The 16,920-nt window shown below is 66.1% G+C and carries 14 protein-coding genes; 8 read left to right on the forward strand and 6 right to left on the reverse strand.

Going from position 1 to position 16,920, the window contains the following annotated elements; translation table 11 throughout:
- The first annotated feature begins 71 nt into the window (after positions 1 to 71).
- Both ASE68_RS15910 and ASE68_RS20325 read left to right on the forward strand, forming a co-directional pair.
- Positions 72 to 440: a hypothetical protein gene (locus ASE68_RS15910; RefSeq protein WP_055861909.1), complete on the forward strand. Its 369-nt coding sequence runs from the start codon at positions 72 to 74 to the stop codon at positions 438 to 440.
- Between the two features lie 131 nt (positions 441 to 571).
- Positions 572 to 748, forward strand: a complete 177-nt coding sequence (locus ASE68_RS20325; RefSeq protein ID WP_157421723.1) for a hypothetical protein — start codon at positions 572 to 574, stop codon at positions 746 to 748.
- 82 nt (positions 749 to 830) lie between these two features.
- On the opposite strand, the gene ASE68_RS15915 is transcribed toward ASE68_RS20325, so the two are convergent.
- Positions 831 to 1,202, reverse strand: a complete 372-nt coding sequence (locus tag ASE68_RS15915) for a PH domain-containing protein (RefSeq protein ID WP_055861913.1) — start codon at positions 1,200 to 1,202, stop codon at positions 831 to 833.
- Positions 1,202 to 2,323 carry a TM2 domain-containing protein gene (locus ASE68_RS15920; RefSeq protein ID WP_082462419.1) on the reverse strand — a complete coding sequence of 374 codons (1,122 nt, stop codon included), beginning with the start codon at positions 2,321 to 2,323 and terminating at the stop codon, positions 1,202 to 1,204. The genes ASE68_RS15915 and ASE68_RS15920 overlap by 1 nt, the downstream gene beginning before the upstream one ends.
- 302 nt (positions 2,324 to 2,625) lie before the next feature.
- Between ASE68_RS15920 and ASE68_RS15925 the strand changes: the two genes are divergently transcribed.
- From ASE68_RS15925 to ASE68_RS15940, 4 genes are all read left to right on the forward strand, one after another.
- Complete coding sequence (locus tag ASE68_RS15925; RefSeq protein WP_055861920.1) at positions 2,626 to 3,114, forward strand: hypothetical protein; 489 nt, start codon at positions 2,626 to 2,628, stop codon at positions 3,112 to 3,114.
- Between the two features lie 11 nt (positions 3,115 to 3,125).
- Positions 3,126 to 3,554 (forward strand): hypothetical protein, encoded by a 429-nt coding sequence (locus ASE68_RS15930; RefSeq protein WP_055861923.1) that lies wholly within the window; start codon positions 3,126 to 3,128, stop codon positions 3,552 to 3,554.
- A 367-nt stretch (positions 3,555 to 3,921) separates the two neighbouring features.
- Positions 3,922 to 4,392, forward strand: a complete 471-nt coding sequence (locus ASE68_RS15935) for a hypothetical protein (protein ID WP_055861934.1) — start codon at positions 3,922 to 3,924, stop codon at positions 4,390 to 4,392.
- A 10-nt stretch (positions 4,393 to 4,402) separates the two neighbouring features.
- A complete protein-coding gene (locus ASE68_RS15940; RefSeq protein WP_055861937.1) occupies positions 4,403 to 5,068 on the forward strand; it encodes a hypothetical protein in 666 nt (221 codons plus the stop codon).
- A gap of 205 nt (positions 5,069 to 5,273) precedes the next feature.
- Here the strand turns inward: ASE68_RS15940 and ASE68_RS20330 are convergent, their stop codons facing one another.
- The 3 genes from ASE68_RS20330 to ASE68_RS15950 form a co-directional block, all read right to left on the reverse strand.
- Positions 5,274 to 5,744, reverse strand: a complete 471-nt coding sequence (locus ASE68_RS20330) for a hypothetical protein (protein WP_157421724.1) — start codon at positions 5,742 to 5,744, stop codon at positions 5,274 to 5,276.
- 341 nt (positions 5,745 to 6,085) lie between these two features.
- Positions 6,086 to 7,438, reverse strand: a complete 1,353-nt coding sequence (locus ASE68_RS15945; RefSeq protein ID WP_055861940.1) for a hypothetical protein — start codon at positions 7,436 to 7,438, stop codon at positions 6,086 to 6,088.
- Positions 7,439 to 7,575: 137 nt separating this feature from the next.
- The gene (locus ASE68_RS15950; protein WP_055861943.1) at positions 7,576 to 14,091 is read right to left on the reverse strand and encodes a DUF4011 domain-containing protein; all 6,516 of its coding nucleotides are present in this window, start codon (positions 14,089 to 14,091) and stop codon (positions 7,576 to 7,578) included.
- Between the two features lie 390 nt (positions 14,092 to 14,481).
- Between ASE68_RS15950 and ASE68_RS15955 the strand changes: the two genes are divergently transcribed.
- Both ASE68_RS15955 and ASE68_RS15960 read left to right on the forward strand, forming a co-directional pair.
- Entirely contained in the window at positions 14,482 to 14,931 is a 450-nt protein-coding gene (locus tag ASE68_RS15955; RefSeq protein WP_055861946.1) for a hypothetical protein, read from the forward strand.
- Between the two features lie 174 nt (positions 14,932 to 15,105).
- Entirely contained in the window at positions 15,106 to 15,720 is a 615-nt protein-coding gene (locus ASE68_RS15960) for an MrcB family domain-containing protein (protein ID WP_055861950.1), read from the forward strand.
- Positions 15,721 to 15,740: 20 nt separating this feature from the next.
- Here the strand turns inward: ASE68_RS15960 and ASE68_RS15965 are convergent, their stop codons facing one another.
- Positions 15,741 to 16,850, reverse strand: a complete 1,110-nt coding sequence (locus ASE68_RS15965) for a DNA cytosine methyltransferase (protein WP_055861953.1) — start codon at positions 16,848 to 16,850, stop codon at positions 15,741 to 15,743.
- Between the last annotated feature and the right edge of the window lie 70 nt (positions 16,851 to 16,920).

Below are 16,920 nucleotides of genomic sequence, written 5' to 3' on the forward strand. Positions count from 1 at the left end.
GGCGCGGCTCGGTGCGCACGCGCCTGCTGGCCGACCATGCGCACGGCGTCCGAGTCGCTACCCTCGTGTCTATGCTCCTGATCGCCGGTGTGCTCATGGTCCTGCTCGGAATCGGTCACTCGATCCTGGGCGAGCGGTACGTCGTCGGGTGGCTGCTCGAGCGTGATGAACTGCCGCCCATGAAGGGCGGCCGCGCCGTCGCCGCCGGAACGATCCGCTTCGCGTGGCACGTCACCTCGCTGCTGGCGATCGCGATCGGCGTCGCCCTCGTGCTCTTCGGCTTCGACGCGTCGCCGCAGGCGATCGTGGGCTCCATCGGCGGCATGCTGCTGCTCTGCGCCCTGCTGCCGATCGTCTACACGCGGTGGCGTCATCCGTCGTGGGTGATCTTCGTGGTCTCAGGCGGGCTCTGCCTGATCTGGTCGTTCATGGGCGCGTAGTCATGCGCCGCTGTGCGAGCTGCGAAACGACGAGCGGATGCCGCGGCATCCGCTCGTCCTGCCGCGCCCCCTGATGCTGGACGCTCGAGCGCATCCGAACCTAGGGTGGGCGTCGGAGAGGGGACGTGCCGATGAGCGATCGAGACGAACTCGGGTCGGATGTGGATCTCGCGATCGAGCGGGCGATGGAAGCGGCCAACCTGCGCGCAGGAGGGTCGCTCGACACGTCGACCGCCGAGGCGGCCGCGGAGAGCGAGCCGTCGGCAGCCGAGGCGGGCGACATCGGCGGGGGGATCGACGGCGACTAGGGCTTCCCACCGCGTGGGATAGGCGGATGCCGCGGGCACGAGCAGGTTCGCTCGCACCCGCGGCCATGGCACGCCCGCCGCGTCAGTGCTGCAGCACCGCCCACGCGAGCAGGCTGTCGATGCGCCGGATGTCGGCACCCCGCTTGAGCTTCACCTTGATGTGCCCGGCCTTCGTCCAGAGCTCGATCTCGGCGTCGCGGTCGAGCACGCCTCCGGCGTTCTCGCTCGACCACATGTGGATCGAGCTGTACGGGAGCGACGTGATCTCCACTTTCTTGCCGGTGATGCCCTGCGCGTCACGCACGATCAGCCGCTTCGTGGTGAACGTCGCGGAATCGCGGAACGTCTTGAACGACGCGACGGCCTGCTCGCCCTCGACGAGCAGGCTCTGCACGTCGGCGGGCACGGTGATCTCGGTCTGCAGGGTCCAGGCGAGGATGGGTGCGGTCTCCATCAGCCCACCGCCAGCGTCCACGAGCCGTCGGCCTGCACCGAGATCGCCGACGGGCCGGCGCTCAGCGGCACGGTGCCCGAGTAGGCGCCGATCTCGTTGACGAGCAGGCCCATGCTGAAGGCGTCGGCGGTGTCTTCGATGATGACGAAGTTCGCCGAACCGGAATGGGTCGCGGTCAGGCCCGCGGCCCCGCCGTCGTAGAGGAACACCGCGTCGCCGGTTCCCGACGAGGCGAGCATGGGCGCCGACGAGACGGGCGAGATCGTGATCGACCAGTTGCCGTCGGCCATGACCTCCAGGGTGGCGGGCTCCGAGTAGGAGTTGAACCCGTAGGCCGTCGTGCCCGAGTACGCACCGATGGTGTTGACGGGCAGCTCGCCGGTCGAGCCGTTGGCGGCGTCGAGCACGCTGATCGCGAAGTTCGCCGATCCGTCGTGGGTGGCGGTGACGATGCCGGCCGCGGCGGGCAGCGTGATCAGCGTGTCGCCCGCACCCGTCTGCGTGACGGGAGTGAAGGTGCCGAACGCCTCATCGGCCCAGGTCTGCGCCGTCGCGACGGGCTCGGCCGATGCCTCGGCTTCGGTCGTCTCGGCGTCGGCTGCGACATCCGCCCCTACGACGACCGCAGTCGGCGCGTCTGCGACATCCGATGCCAGGCGTGCCCCCGCCGTCGCGCCGCTGATGATGTTGATCACGATGCCGAGGGCGATGACCGCGCCGGTGACGATCCAGGCGGCCTTCTTGTGCTGGTCGTAGCCCTCGAGGCGCTGACCGCGGATGTCGCGCTGGGCGCCCGCGAGCACGAGGATCAGGTCGACGAGCACCCACACGCCGAGCCCGCCGAGCGTGAGGAGCTTCGCGATGCCCGTGCCGACCTTGCCGAGGTAGAAGCGGTCGACGCCCCAGAATCCGAGGAGCCAGGCGAACAGCCACGTCGCGATGAACGACTTCTGACCCACGGATGCCGCGGGCGGCGCGTATGCCTGAGGCGCTGCGCCGTACGGCGCGCTGCCGTAGGGCGCGGGCGCGGCGGGCGGCGGCGGGGTCGGCGCGGCACCGTACGGCTGCGGGGGCGCCGGCGGCTGCGCCGGAGGACTGGGGGGATTGGTGGGATCTGACATGAGCCGGCCTCTCGGTGGAACGGTGAGTGCGAAGAGCTGTGATGCTGCTGAGCGTGGAGTGGCTCCCGACTGGGAGCCTCCTGAAAGCTAGCGATGACGAGTGACACCGGATGCCGCTCGCTGGCGAGAGATCACGTTTCGAGCGGCGTCGCGGCTGCGACATCCGCGCCGTTGCTGGGCGTCACGCCGCTGACCCCCACTCCGGGGGTCAGGTCCCTCTCGACGCGCCCTCGCACCGATGTCGGTGGTCGCATCTAGCGTCGTGATCTTCGGCCATCGGCTGGAGTCGGCAAGGACACTTCATGGGTTCGGACTCTCACCTCGCGGCGACCACGATCGGCGCGGCCCGCGCGACCCGCGCAGCGATCAACCTCGGCTTCTCCACGGCGGCGCGCAATGCCGACCGAGCGCGCCTGCTCGACGACATCAACGCCCTCGAGCTGCGGCTCGCGCTCATCGACGACCGCTTCGAGCGGCTCGCCGGTCGCGGTGACGACCAGTACCAGGCGTGGCGCCGCGACACCGTCACGAAGACGCGGGACCTCGCCGTGCGGGCTCGAGCCCTCGAAGTCGACGGCCTGATCGAGGCCCACCACCGGCGCAGGGTCGCGGCCCTGCTCGTGACGATCCGCGCACGCATCGTCGCGCTCGACGAGCGCCGCGCGGCCCTCCGTGACCGTCGGCCGCGTGGTGCTACGAGTGTCTGCGGTAGCGCGCCCCATGTCGGCGGCACCGACTACCGTCTGCTCAACGCCCCCGCACCTTGGCCGGAAGGAGAGGCACCTCGATGACGCACTCCCGAGTGGACACCGCGTCCGCCGTCACCGAACTCGCGCGTGGTCTCTTCGACCCCGCCCGCGATCGACCGTGGGTCGTCGTGACGTCGGCGTTCGGTGCGCGTGAACCCGAACTCAACGTCGCCGACCTCGTCGCTGAAGTCGGCGATGTCAGCCGTGTCTTCGCCATCGAGACCGGCGACCTGACTCGCGAGCTCAGTCGCCTGTTGCCCGACCGCCTCGACGTCTATGGCGGTGCCGGCCGTTCGTATCCGGTCGGGTTCGATGCGGCGACGTCGACGAGCGAATCGCGGCTGCGATTCCCGATGCCGAGCCCCCCCATTGCTGGGGTCTCGGCGAGGATTTATTGGCATCCGACGACCTTGAAGTTCTACCTTCATGGGATGACTCACGATCAGGACGCCGTGAGGCCCGTCGGGCCGGGTGAAGGGTGAGCCGTATGAGAAGCGGGGGCGTCGATGAGGGCGGGCTGCCGTTGTACGTATCGAGGAGGCCTGAGCTTTGCCCAAGGTGACGTGCAAGAAGTGCGGCCGTATGGTCGCAGTGAAGATGAAGGTGGGGCGAATCGTCGATCACGGGCGCGGTGGTGAGCATTGCAAGGGTTCAGGCGTTGCCGCGGAGGTGAGCGATGTCTTGCGTCGCCCGCGCCAGTACGACCAGTAGCACCGAGGGGCTCCGGAACTCGTTCAGCTCATCCAGAGCTCAGGCGGCAATCGCCCGAACCACGACGAGCGATCCGTCATTGCTCCATTCGATCTCGATCGCCGCATCCGGCCGGAAGCCGAACGAAGAGGACTCAGCATGACCAAGAAGATCGTCTACATCGACCTCGACAACACGCTCGTCGACTTCAGGTCGGCACTGCCTCGACTCGACCCGCCGCTCGATCGAGACTCGGCCCAGCCTGACCTCGACGACATCCCCGGCATCTTCGCGTTGATGGACCCGATGCCAGGTGCGGTTGATGCGTTCCACGACCTGTCTACGGCGTACGACGTCTACATCCTCTCGACGGCACCGTGGAACAACCCGTCCGCGTGGAGTGACAAGCTGCTCTGGGTGCAGCAGCACCTGGCGACGGATGCCTCGGGCCCGGCCTACAAGCGCCTGATCCTGTCGCACCACAAGCACCTGAACCGCGGCGACTATCTCATCGACGATCGATCTGCGCGTGGCGCCTCCGAGTTCGAGGGCGAGTGGTTGCAGTTCGGTGTGCCGCCTTATGAGACCTGGGCGAATGTCACGTCCTACCTGCTCGGCCTAGACCGGTGACGACGGCCGAATGATGAGCAGCACGGAACGTGTGCACGTTGTGACGGCCTGCGTCGAAGCAGAGTTCGGACCTTCACCCGCTCTGCCGGACGCCGTCGCCGAGATCCTCGAGCATTTCGTTCGCGGGAAGATCGAGGACCCCCGGCTCGACGTCATTCCGCGGGGCATCTGGCACGCGACGCAAAGGCTGGGGTCGCACCTCGACCGAGCAGAGCACTCGAGTCGCACGAACGCGATTCTCATGTCGCTCGTGCGCCAGGGAGTGGTCGATGCCACCCGACTCGCAAGCCTGCCCCCCGGCGCCGATGCCGACCAGGTCATCGACTACCTGAGGAACCACGATTACCTCGATTCGATAGGGCACCGGGTGGTGTCGGACGGATCGGATGCACCGCGGCGGGCGCAGGGTGTCAAATACGCGGATTCCGACGAGGCCGATGATCTCGTCGAGGAGTACTTCATCGATGTCGTATCGGGGCGGCCTTCCACCGAACTCGTCAGCATCGCACTGGCCGACGCGACCGAACCGGTCTTCTGCATCCAAGGCGACACCTGGGCGCTCACCCTCGTGCGGGGTGATCCGGAGGCCGTGACCCCGCCCGAGATCGCCCACTTCCTGCTTTCGTCGTTGTGGTGGGGCACCCTCGCTTGGCGGGAGGCGCCGCTTCCACAGTGACATCTGAGGTCGGCGGATGCCGCTGCGTTCACCGCAATGCCCCCGCATTTTGGTCGGTAGGAGGGATATTCGATGACGTGTGTACCCGGGTGGACACCGGTTCCGCCGTCACCGAGCTCGCGCGCGGACTCTTCGACGCAGAGCGTAAGCGGCCCTGGGTCGCCGTCACGTCGCCGTTCAGAGCGCGTGAACTGAACGCGATTTCCTATCCTCGGCTGCCCGGCAATGGAAGATCCTGTCTCGTGAGCTTCGAGAGGGTGGCGGTCGTTGAGGCGAGTTCCGCTACGAGATCATTCAGGAGAAGACAATAGCCGTCGGGATCCCGGCTGCTTCGGCTGAGGAACCTGTTCATCGAGACCCCCATCGCATCGAGTTGTTCCTGAACTTTCGACCCGGGCCGCACATCGCGGTTCGACTCGACCACGCGATCGCGAGCGCTCTTTACCGACCCTCGGCACGTGTCGAAGTCACGTTTGACCTCAGGATTACTTGTATCGACGCGAACAGGGTTCGCGAACACGAATGCTCGACGGTGCGCGAGCTGATTCGCGATGTGGCGGACCGAGCCACGTTCTCGTTGGCGCAACTGCAGCCGGTACGTCCCGAAGGCGATCGCGACGGTCAAGACCGCACCGATGACCGCGACAAGCAGGTCCGACCAGAACGTTTCGAACATCGTGCTCCTTCGTTCCAACTGCTCCCGTCGCAGGTCCGATCAGTCTGGCACTGTTGGCTTGGACAGAGCGTTTGGAGGGTTTGGCGATGCCTCTCCCAGCGCATGAGCGTGACGGCTTCGGCATGATGCTCGCCACTGCCCGGACGCCGAGGGGCGCCGCGGACCGGCGCGGCGCCGTGCCGGGCTGACGCCACTACCTCGACCGCCCTCGTCATCGATGGCGACCGGCGGTGGTGGCCGGTGGGTCGATCTACGGCAGCAGCGAGGTGCGGCTGCGCGCGTTCGGTCGTGACGCGCCGGATCTCGAGTAAGGGTCGTGCGGCCTTGCATTCAGGCGATTTCTAGTCGTTGGCACCGTCGGTAGGCTCCGCACGGGCATCCTCGCGTCCGCGGCGACGGAGTCCACGCTCAGCGAACCCGCCGGTCATCTTGCTCGCCATCGACTTGGCGCGATCGACGCTCTCATTGCCGAAGCGCATGGTGGCGTCGAGGCCGTCAACTCCAACGGTCGAGACCTTGCCGCTCACCGACTTGGCCAGAACGAGCGTCTCATTTCCGAATCGCACGGTGGCATCCACACCCTGGGTGCCCGTCTCGATCGCCTTGTCCTTTGCGTCGACGGCGGCTTCTCGCCACCGTTTCGCGTCCAAGGACGCTCCGCCTGCTTCGATTCCGAGCAGTCCGTGAAACTCGCCGATGGAGTTCGTGACGAGGTTGCTGGAACGAACTACTTCACCCGACGCGATCGGATGGAGCAGTACCTTCGTGTTGGCCATACCGGCGGCCGCGTTCATACGTTCGATGAGGCGGGCAGTGCTCCGCGCGATGAGGTCCCGTCGGTTCCGACGGGCCGTCTGAAGGCCGATGCGGTGCTCGTCCAATTCCTGCGGTGCTGCGCTGAGCATCCGATCGAGTTCAAGGACCGCGATCGCATCCTGGAGTTGGAAGCATCGAGCCAGCACGCCGAGCCACTCCTGCACTTGGGACTCGGCTCCCTTGGCGACTTCTGCGAGGTCTCCGACCTTGGACTTGCGCTCCAGCTTCTCGGCGAACGCATCGAGGGCACGCAGTGCATACGCCTGCGTTCGAGCGATCGTCATCGATGTGCCCTGAACCTTCGACCACGTGACGTCGGACACGCGGCCGACCTGTGCCCGCACGGTCATGGCCTCGTCGATCATGAAGCCCACCCCGATCATGTCTGCGAGCACCGCATCCTTCTGGGCGCGAAGGACATCGTCCAGCTTTTCGTCGATCTTGGCGAGGTATTCGGTGATCTCGTCCATAGCCTGTTGCATGGCGAGCTGCGCCATGATGCCACCGGCCCCTGCGAGGATGGCCGGATTGGTCAGCATCGCCCCCGGAGTCTTCACGATTTCCAGTAGACCGGTGATCTTGCCGTTTTTCGTCAGCACCGCACGGCTGACAGACGGGTTGGACCCCCTCATGAGGGTCTGGGCTTTCAGCGCTTGCGCTGACTTCTCGGTCAGCTTCACCCATTGGCCGGAGTGCGCGGCGATTTCGGAGCCCGCCTGCAGGACACCACTTCCGCTGCTCAGAGCGGCACCGAGCCGCGGGAGTCCGAGCTCCTTCGAGGCGAGGCCCTCAGCGGAGAGGAACTTGTCGATGACCCCTGGATCGCCGATGAGAGCCACGCCGTCACCGTCGTTGATCAGTTGGATCTCGTTGGTCATCGTCGGCTCCTGAAGGGTCGTAGGGAGAGCGAGTTCAACGCTAGTTCTTCCCCCGTGGATGCGTTGCGCGCGAGGGCCTCCGCTGTGGCCCCAGAATCGGGGTCAGGCCGGTGTTCGCCGAAGAACGCACGAGGCATTTACCGCAGCCCGTCGAGCAGGACTCCACTCGCGGCACGCACGAGCCGCCCAGTCTCGAGTGCGTATGCGAGACCGTCATCGAGCCGGGCCTCGACTGAGGCCGTCATCCGCTTGCCGCCGAACATGCCGAGCGCTTCGCGCTTCACCTCGTCGGGGTTCATGCCGCCCGCTGCAGCCGATGCGATCCGCATCGCGTTGGCGATCTCGACGAGTGGCACCTCATCGATCGCCCGACTTGAACCGGACTCGGGGAGCCGAACTTGCAGCCAGGTGCCGACGTCCATCGCGGCCGGCCAGTAGAACGTCGACTCGCCGTCACGACGGCGGAACTCATCGGGAACGACTCGCCGGATCGCCGTGATCCGATCACGAGCGACGCGGTTCAGGCCGAATGAGCCCGCAACGAGCTTGCTCAGCCGCGAAGCGGACATCGGGCCCTCTGTCGCGATCGCATCGCGGATCGCCGCCTCGATCTTGGCGTGCGCCGATCGGTGCGGGAGCGCATCGAGGTCGGCGAGTGAGCCGCGTCGGCCGGGCTGCCACTCGATGAACTCCTCGAAATTCGGATGGTTGGGCGACGAGTTCAACGGGAGAACAGGAGCGCCGGTCGCGGACCCGATTCGGATCGCGCGGGGGTCGATCAGCATCGGCGGGGTCGCGGTCGATGCCGACGAGGCATCCGAAACCTCGAGCAGTGCGGAATTGGCGTCGCCGACCACCGATTCGACCTCGAGCTCGACCGAGGTGCTTTCGAACGCAGCATCCGGAGGAGCCGACGGAATGTCCGTCACGTCGCGACTTCCGCGCATCCGTGCATCGGTGACGGCTGAGCTCAGGCGGCTCAGCGTTTCCTCGCGATGGTGCAGCCACTCCGGCAGCCAGACGCGCTCCACCCCAGGCCACCGCATGAGGCCCTTGAGTACGTCGACCGGCAGTCCGTCGCGGTCGGCGACGGTCTGTCGTGCTCGCCAGACGGGCCCATCGAGGAGCACCGCGACGAGCGGTACGTCGGGTTCGTCGGCTTCGGCGATGCTGATGTCGACACGGAAGTCCGACAGGCCGACATCCGTCTTGATCGCGAAGCCCGCGAGCCGCAGTTCGTCCGCGATCTCGTCACGGTGCCGATCGATGTACGCCTGTCGCCGACCGTCGTCGCTGACCGCTTCGACGCCGCGTGAAGCCATCTCGAGGTACGCCTTGAGGTGCTTGATGCCGATCGAGCTGGTCTGTTCGGCGCGCAGGATCTCGGGATCGAAGCTCGCGTACAGCACGACCTGGCGCCGCGCACGCGTGACGGCGACGTTGAGTCGGCGCTCTCCACCGGCGCGTGAAAGCGGTCCGAAGTTGAGCGGAAGAACGCCGTTGGCGTTGACGCTGAAGGCCACCGAGAAGAGGATGCAGTCCCGCTCATCGCCCTGCACGTTCTCGAGGTTCTTGACGAACAGCCCATCTGGTTCGTCGAGCGCCTGTCGGATCCGGTCGTCGTCGCTGTCGCGCAGCAGGTTCTCGACGAGGTCGCGCTGCGGTGCGTTGAACGTGATCACTCCGAGGGACGGCGTGACGTCAGGCGAGGCCCAGAACCGCCGTCTGACGTCTTCGACGATCGCTTCAGCCTCGACCCGATTGGTGCGGAGCGACTTGCCCTTTCCTGTGCGTTCGAAGTGACCATTGACGCGGACGAGCGAAATTCCGTGTCCGTCGACGGTGTCGCGCGCGTGGGAACCGATCGGGGCTGGAAAGGAAGACAACCGGTTCTCGTAGTAGTGGTGGTTGCTGAACGCGATGAGCGACTCGTCTTGACTGCGGTAATGCCACGAGAGCCACTTGCTCGGCACCTGCGCTTGCACACACTCGGTGAGGATGGACTCCTCGTCGACGACGGTCTCCGGCGTGTACTCGGTGTCCTCGTCGAGGTTGGCGCCGGCATCCGCGAAGCTCGTCGGCGGCATCTGTTTGCTGTCTCCGACGACCACGACCGACGTTCCGCGACCCATTGCCCCGACGGCGTCGGCGACTCGGATCTGGGATGCCTCGTCGAACACGACGATGTCGAACAGGTCAGAGCGGGCCGGGATGAATCGTGCGACCGATTCAGGGCTCATCAGGGTACACGGCATGACCTGGGTGATGATGTCGCCGTACTGTTCGAGCATTGCGCGGACGCTCAACCCTCCGCGTTGCCGGTCGAGCTGGCGCCTGAGGCCGCCGATCTGCCCGCTGGTCGACGTGGCTGCGAAAGTTCGTCCCGCCAACAGCTCGACGGGGATCGCCCTCGGCAGTTCCGCCCGGACAGCGTGCGTCGCGTTCGTGAATCGTTGGATGGTCTTGTTGTGGGCCGCGATGTCGAACGCGTTGAGCGCCGTCGCATCCTCGCGCTCTGCGATCGAGGCGAGCGCGACGCCCTTGTCGAAGGCGAGTGCGGCATCCTCAGCCGGCACCCTTCCGTTGAGGATCGCGCCACGTGCCGAGTCCAGACCATGGCGACGCAGCGGCTCGACATGTCGCACGAGTTCGAGCCATCGCACGAGCGTGACGGGCTCACCCGTCGTGAGATTCCGTGCGGCCCGCGTCGCCTGCCAGCGCGTGAGGAAGTCGAGTTCGCCCGCCCACGTCGCTGCATCGGCCGGGGTGACGGCTGCGGCCGCGAGCAGCTGTCGCCAGGTGATTCCAAGCGCGGAGAGCTCGGCTTCACCGGCACCGGCCGCGGTGGACGAGAAGTACTGCCGCAGCTGCGCGACGTGCGGGTTCGACGGTCCATCGAGTGAGCGTGCGGCGAAGCGCACCCACCCGAGGCGTAGCGTGAATGCGTCGACGTCGGCCGGGAGCAGCACGTTCCACGTGCTGTCGATCAGCGGGACGGGCACCTTCGCGATCATGCCGCGGAGCTCTCCGAGCTCTGCGTTCGTCGCCGCGATCCGACCGGTGAGGTCGGAGAGCGTCTTCAGCTTGACCGATGCCGGTTCGCCGACGAGCTCGTCGGCGAACCGGGCGAGCACCGCACGGCGACGCTTCCTGCGCCCGAAGAAACTCGAGGCATCGGCGGCGAGGGCTTCGGCGTGGATCGCGTCGACATCGCGGCCGAGCACCGTCGGCCGCACCTCGGCGGTCCACGTTGGGCGGGCGAAGCCGGTGATTCGACGTTGGAGCTCGTCGAGGTAGGTCTGCCACGCCGGCGACTGGAGCGCATCGAGCGTCGCCACCGGGTGCCTCGGCGCACGTGCAAGTTGTGCCCAGCCGTCGAGGAGGTCGGGTGAGTCGACTCGACCGAGGTCGGCGATCGCGAACCCGGCCTGCTGCGCTGAATCGAGCGCGGCGTCGAAAGCGCGGGCTGCGGCGTGCACTGCCCGTGCATCGATGCGTGCAGGCGGGCGCTCGTCGATGAACGCCCATGGGTGCGTCGGCGCCGGTCGCGCCAGGTCAGCGGTCTCGGGGAGCCGCCGCAGCACGTCGCGGACTTCGGCGAACGCGGCCTCATCGGCCGAGGCGACGAGACCTGTCGAGACTTCGAGTGCCTCGATCTCGGGATCAGCCGCAAGCTGGTTCGTCCGCGCCGAGTACAGCGACATTCCCGCGGAGTTGGCTTCATGGAGCCGCGTCGCGTAGCGGGCGAGCGATCGCCGGCTGGCTTCGGCCGCCTCCGAATTCGCCTGGAGAGCCGCGGCATCGGTTCGGACCACGAGGTCGAGCGCGCGCTTGATCTGCGCGCGGACGGCCGCCGGCCGCGCCGACTTGTCGTGGAGGTCGAGGGAGAAGTCGCCGAGGCCGACTGACTCGAGGCGCTTCTTCACCACGTCGAGCGCGGCGCGCTTCTCGGCGACGAACAGCACTCTGCGGCCGGCTGCGAGCGATCGCGCGAGCAGGTTGGTGATGGTCTGGGACTTGCCCGTGCCGGGTGGGCCTTCGAGCACGAACGTGCGCCCGCCGACGGCTTCGGCGACCGCCTCGAGTTGTGAGGCATCGGCGGGTACCGGCACGACGGCCCCGAGCTCGTCGAGATCGACGGTCGCGGCATCCGGATTCGGATCTTGGAAGGCGTCGAGCGGGGTGTGGATGAGATGTGAGACGAGCGCATTTTCGGCGAGCGTCCCCCAGTGCTCGTCGAGGTCCTTCCAGAGACGGAACTTCGCGAACTGCAGGATCGCCAGGTCGACCGATTCCTCGACGCGGAACGGAAGCCCGGCCCCGGCGATCGCTTCTCGTACGGCGCGGAACGCTGCGCCGAGGTCGATGCCGGATTCGTCTTCGACGGGGTTCTGCAGCCCGGGGATGTCGAGGCCGAAGCTCACACGAAGCTTCTCGAGCAGGCAGTAGTTCGGTGTCGATGCGCCCGACTCGTCGAGTGTGAGGCGATAGACCTCGCCCCGGCTCGCGGTGGTGAGGCTCACCGGCACCAGCACGAGCGGCGAGCGCAGATCGCGGTCGTTGACCCGCCAGTGGAGCATGCCGAATGCCAGGTAGAGGTTGTTCGCGCCGGTCTCTTCGGCGATCGTCTTCGCCTTGTATGCGAGATAGCGCAGCTTCGACGTGTAGGCGCCGCTCGTGATGTCGATGTACGCGCTGCGCTTCTGGGCGAGCAGCAGCTCTCGCGTCTGCTCGGGCAGGTCCCTGCCGAAGCGGATGCCGCGAACCTCGTCGACCGATTGCACTCGATCCGAGGCGAGCAACGTGACGGACGTGCCGGCGTTGACCGCGTCTTCGAGCTGGGAGACGACCGGAGGCGGCACCTCGAGGCGGTAGCCGGATCGATCGGTGTAGTTGATCAGCTTGTTGCGGAGGCTGAGGTCGAGCAGGGCGTTCTTCCACTGCTGCACGCGCCGGGGCACTGCCGCCGGCTCTGGTGCTGTGCCGCCGGCCGCCGGTGCTCCGTAGTACGGGGCGATGATGGGCGAAGACCCCGGTTCGTAGACCGTGACGATCGTCTCGCCGTCGACGCCGCGCGACCGACTGGGCAGCGGGTAGATGCCGGAGAGGCGCGCCTGGCGCACATCGGTGACCCCCTGCACGCGGTCGACGCCGTCGGCGAGATGGCTCGTGCGCGGTGCGCGGTTGGCGTCGCCGAACGGCCGGGACTCGTCACCGCCGGTCAACATCGTCGTCTCGACGAGGGCGAGATGGCCGAGGTCGACGAGGTTGATGACGTCCATCACATCGGTCGAGGCGACCGCCCCGAGCGAGTTGTCGGTGCGCCAGTAGCCGAGGAAGATGTGTCCCTCGAGCAACCACAGGGTCGTGTTGATGCCGGCCTGTTCGAGCACGGCCGCGAGCGTCACCGTCGTGTCGAGGCAGGTCCCGAGCCGGCCCTCGAGCACCTCGCCGGGGGTGCGCACCTTCTGACCGATCGAGTCCCAGCTCGCCGGCGGTTCCGCGTAGCGGATGTCGCGGGCGCGCATCGCGTCGTAGACGGCGGTGACGATCGCGTCGACGCGTTCGGGGTTCTCGGACTGGTAGCCGTCGAGGGCGGACTTGCCGGTGGCGCTCTTCAGCCGATCGGACGCTTCGACGAGCAATGGGGCGATCGCAGCCGCGTTGGGCTGCACGTGCGCTGCCAACAGTTCGAGACCGAGGTGCAGCGGGGTCGCGATCCACTGGTTCGACGCGAGGATCTGCACGTCGACGGATGTCTCGACGATCAGCTCGCCTGCAGCGTCGCGGAGGGTTGCTCGGATGAGGCCCGGTCGTTGCTCGTCGACAGCGAGCATGTGGGCGGGGTCGAGGACGAGGTCGACACTTCTGAGGGTGGTGGTCTGGCCTTCGCCGAGGTCGACGATGAGCACCTTCGGTCCGCCGAGTGAGCCTTCGGCGCTCACCACGTCGATCTCGAGGGAGGCGCCGCGCCGCTCGCCGCCCCGATTCTCGATGGCGATCTCGTCGATGACCGGGATCCGGCAGTGCGCCATCGCGTAGCTCAGATGGCTGACGGACTTGATGCTGATTCCGGCAGATGCCGCGACCGTCGGTGCCGGACGGGGCAGTGGGCTCGGTTCGCGGCGAACCACGATGCGCTCGGTCGTCTCCTCATCGATGGCATCGTTCACCGGTTCGCCCGATGTCGGGGGTGCCGCCTCGCCCGCTGCACGAGGGGGCAGCAGCGCGGTTTTCAGCACTGCGATCTGGCTCGCCTGTTCCGGGGCGCCGATCATCTCGAGGAGTAGTCCGGCGGAGTCCATCGCCCGGAAGGCCGTCTGGGCCGAGAACTCGCCATTGTGCGCCCAGAGATTTCGGACTTCGCGGAGCTCGCTCGCGTAGTTCTGTCCCTGTCGCGGAAGGTCACGGTCGAACGGATAGCCGAGGTCGCCCAGCCGTTCAGTGAGCGCCCGCAGCAGCAGTGAGAGGTCGCGCTTGGAGTAGACGCCACCGCGCCGACCGGCGAGCTTGTCCTTGCGTTCGAGGAGCAACGTCCATTCGACGCCCGGTGGGAGTTTCGTCGCGAACCCGCGCTCGACGAACGGTGAGAGCCCGTCGATCAGCAACGCGAGTGCATCGCCGACCTCGGAATGGAAGTCGACCTCGTCCATGTGGCCTCCGGATGTCGCGGGTCTGACGGAATCGACTGTAGGTGGGCAGTGAGGACGAGTCTAGGCAACCCTGCCGTCATGTTCAGTGGCGGCTCCGCCTCGCTTGGCTCATGTGCCGGTTCGTTGCGCGTGCATGACGGGAATGTGAACACCCCTGACCCACGAAATGGGGTAGTGCGGTCGCGCCCGCCAGTGACGATTGGCCTGAAGATAGGTCGGGGGGCGAACGATCACGAGCGACGGCCGTTGAGAGGCAAGCAAGTCATGATTCTTTCGACATCGGTTGACGGGCGAAGGTTCGAACTTCACGACGATGGGACCTGGAGCGAGATTCCTGCAGCGACGCGCGTTGGGTTCCGATCAGTGCCATGGGGTTCGAGCCGAGCAGACGTGATCGCATTTGAAGGTCGGGAACCCTACGAGAGTCACGAAGACTTGGCCATGTTCGATGGTCGACTGGGCTCAGAAGAGGTGTTCGTCGTCTACTTCTTCCGTTCGGATCGCCTGACGCGAGGCGAATATACGGTGAACGCTGATTTTGACGACGGCGACAAGGCGCTCAAGACGCGAAAGAAACTCCTGAGGACGCTCATCGAGCAGTACGGCCAACCGGCCAAAGACAAGCGCAGATGGAACGACGACTTCCACAAGGGCGATCCCGAGCAACTCGGCTGGGCCCTTGAGTCGGGCGACGTCGAGTTCATCACGACGTGGCATCGAGCGGATGCTGAGATCACGTTGAGGCTTGTCGACGATTCTGGAATGGAGCTCAAGCTCGAGTACTGCTCCCCTGAGCATCTCGGTGCTCAGCCTTCGACGCCATTGAGCGCATTGCTTTAGGCCTGGGCCGCGTTAGAACTGGCGGAGGTCAGCTTGTCTGGGCGGCTGCGTCCACTGGGATAGTCCTATCGGTCGACCCCACTTCGGGTGGGATACCCCGTATTGACGCCCGCGGCGTGCCCGGTGCCGGCAAGGTGAGTCGCATCTGCCTTCGCGACGCAAAGGGGCCATTCATTGATCCGCGATCACTTCATCGAGATTCTTGGGCTGCAGCATCAGTGGAGCGACAAGACCACTGAGGCAATGCAGCAGCGAGGGATTCTGATCAGGGATGTCGTCCCCGAATGGTTCCGGCACAACGGGGCGGCGTCTGTTGCGCGCGGCGGATGGGCGCCCTTTCCTTTGGAGGTCCAGGGAAAAGACGGCATCGGGAGGAAGAGCCAAGTCCCGTGGGTTCGCTTCTATTCGCCTCGCGAAAGCGAATCGGCAACCGACGGATGGTACGTCGTCTATCTCTTTGCGGGTGACGGGTCAGGTGTCGTTCTCGCATTGATGCATGCGTCGACTCACGCAGTCGGCGACGCGCTCATTCCACAAGATGAGCAGTCGATTCGTGAAGCGGTCGACTGGGCGAGAGCCGAACTCGGCGGATGGATGCGACATGACGCCCGGCTCCTCACTCAAATCTCTCTTCGCGCACCGAAGTCGAAGGTGGCCGGCCCCTACGAGAAGAGCGTCGTCGCGGCGTTCGAGTACTCTGCGGATCGAGTTCCGGATGACACGGCGCTCGTCGACGACTTGAGGAATATGGTCACGGCCCTCGCGTACTTGTACAACGCCACGCAGTGAGGGCTACGAGACATCCGTCATCAGGAGGTCGACGAGAGTTCCGTGATCTCTTCCCTGCTGAGGGCTGCTGCGATTGAATCCGCGATCGCACGACCGAGGGGCACTGGCACGGCGTTCCCGATCTGCCGCGCGATCGCCGTGCGCGAGCCGACGAACTTGAAGTCGTCGGGAAAGCCCTGGAGCCGGGCCGCTTCATGATGGGTGATCGCGCGGTCGGCCACCGGGTGGAGGTATCGACCCTTCTCCGGCTTGAAGAACTCGGTTCGGATCGTCACGGATGGCTTGGTCCAATGAAGCCGGCCCATGACATCCCCAGACCCGCTGCGATGCGACAACCAGCAGGGCGCCTTCAACGTGTCGGGCAGATCGAAGCGGTTTCCGCCCTCGGGTATGGCGGCAAAGCGATTTAGGGAGAGGGGCGTGTACTTTCGCCCCACATGAAGCTCCTGCCCTGCAAACGGACCGTTGAGCTTCACGCCGGCGAAATAGATGGACCGTTCATCGAGCGCATCGAATGCCTTGGCCTCGTGCGGAACGCCGTCGAACGCATCAGCCACCGTGAGGGGACGACCGATATGGCTCGCGTCAGGCCACGCGGGCGCCACGATGTCACGACGATGCCCGATCATCACCGCCCGCTTCCTTGCTTGCGGTGCTCCGTAATCCGCTGAATTGAGAATGCGATGTTCAGTCGTGTATTCGGCGAATTCGGGGTCTTCGGCGAGCGTGGTCTGGAACTGGCGAAACTGCGGTGATTTCGCGAACGCGGCGACGTTCTCGACGACGAAGATCTTCGGACGCACTCGGCGAATCGTCTCGGCGTACTGCTCCCAAAGGAAGTTGCGTTCATCGTCGACGTCTTGTTTGCCCAACGTCGAGAAGCCTTGGCACGGGGGCCCGCCGATGATGACGTCGATCTCAGTCGGGAGTTCGCCCGCGGCAAGCCAATCCTGGATCGGGCCGGCGAACACCGCGGCATCCGAGAAGTTGAGCGAAAATGTCGCGGCTGCGGCGACGTCCATCTCGACGGCCTGAACCGTGACAAATCTGGGGTCGGCCTCATGGAATCCCTGCGTGAAGCCACCCGCGCCGGCGAAGAGGTCGAGGACGCGAATGGGGCGGGGAGGCATGGATTCGATGGTATCCGCAGCGACCGACCACGAGCGGCCGGCTCGCCGGCGGATCACGGCGGCGTAGCGT

The sequence above is a fragment of the Agromyces sp. Leaf222 genome, assembly GCF_001421565.1.
Lineage (GTDB): Bacteria > Actinomycetota > Actinomycetes > Actinomycetales > Microbacteriaceae > Agromyces.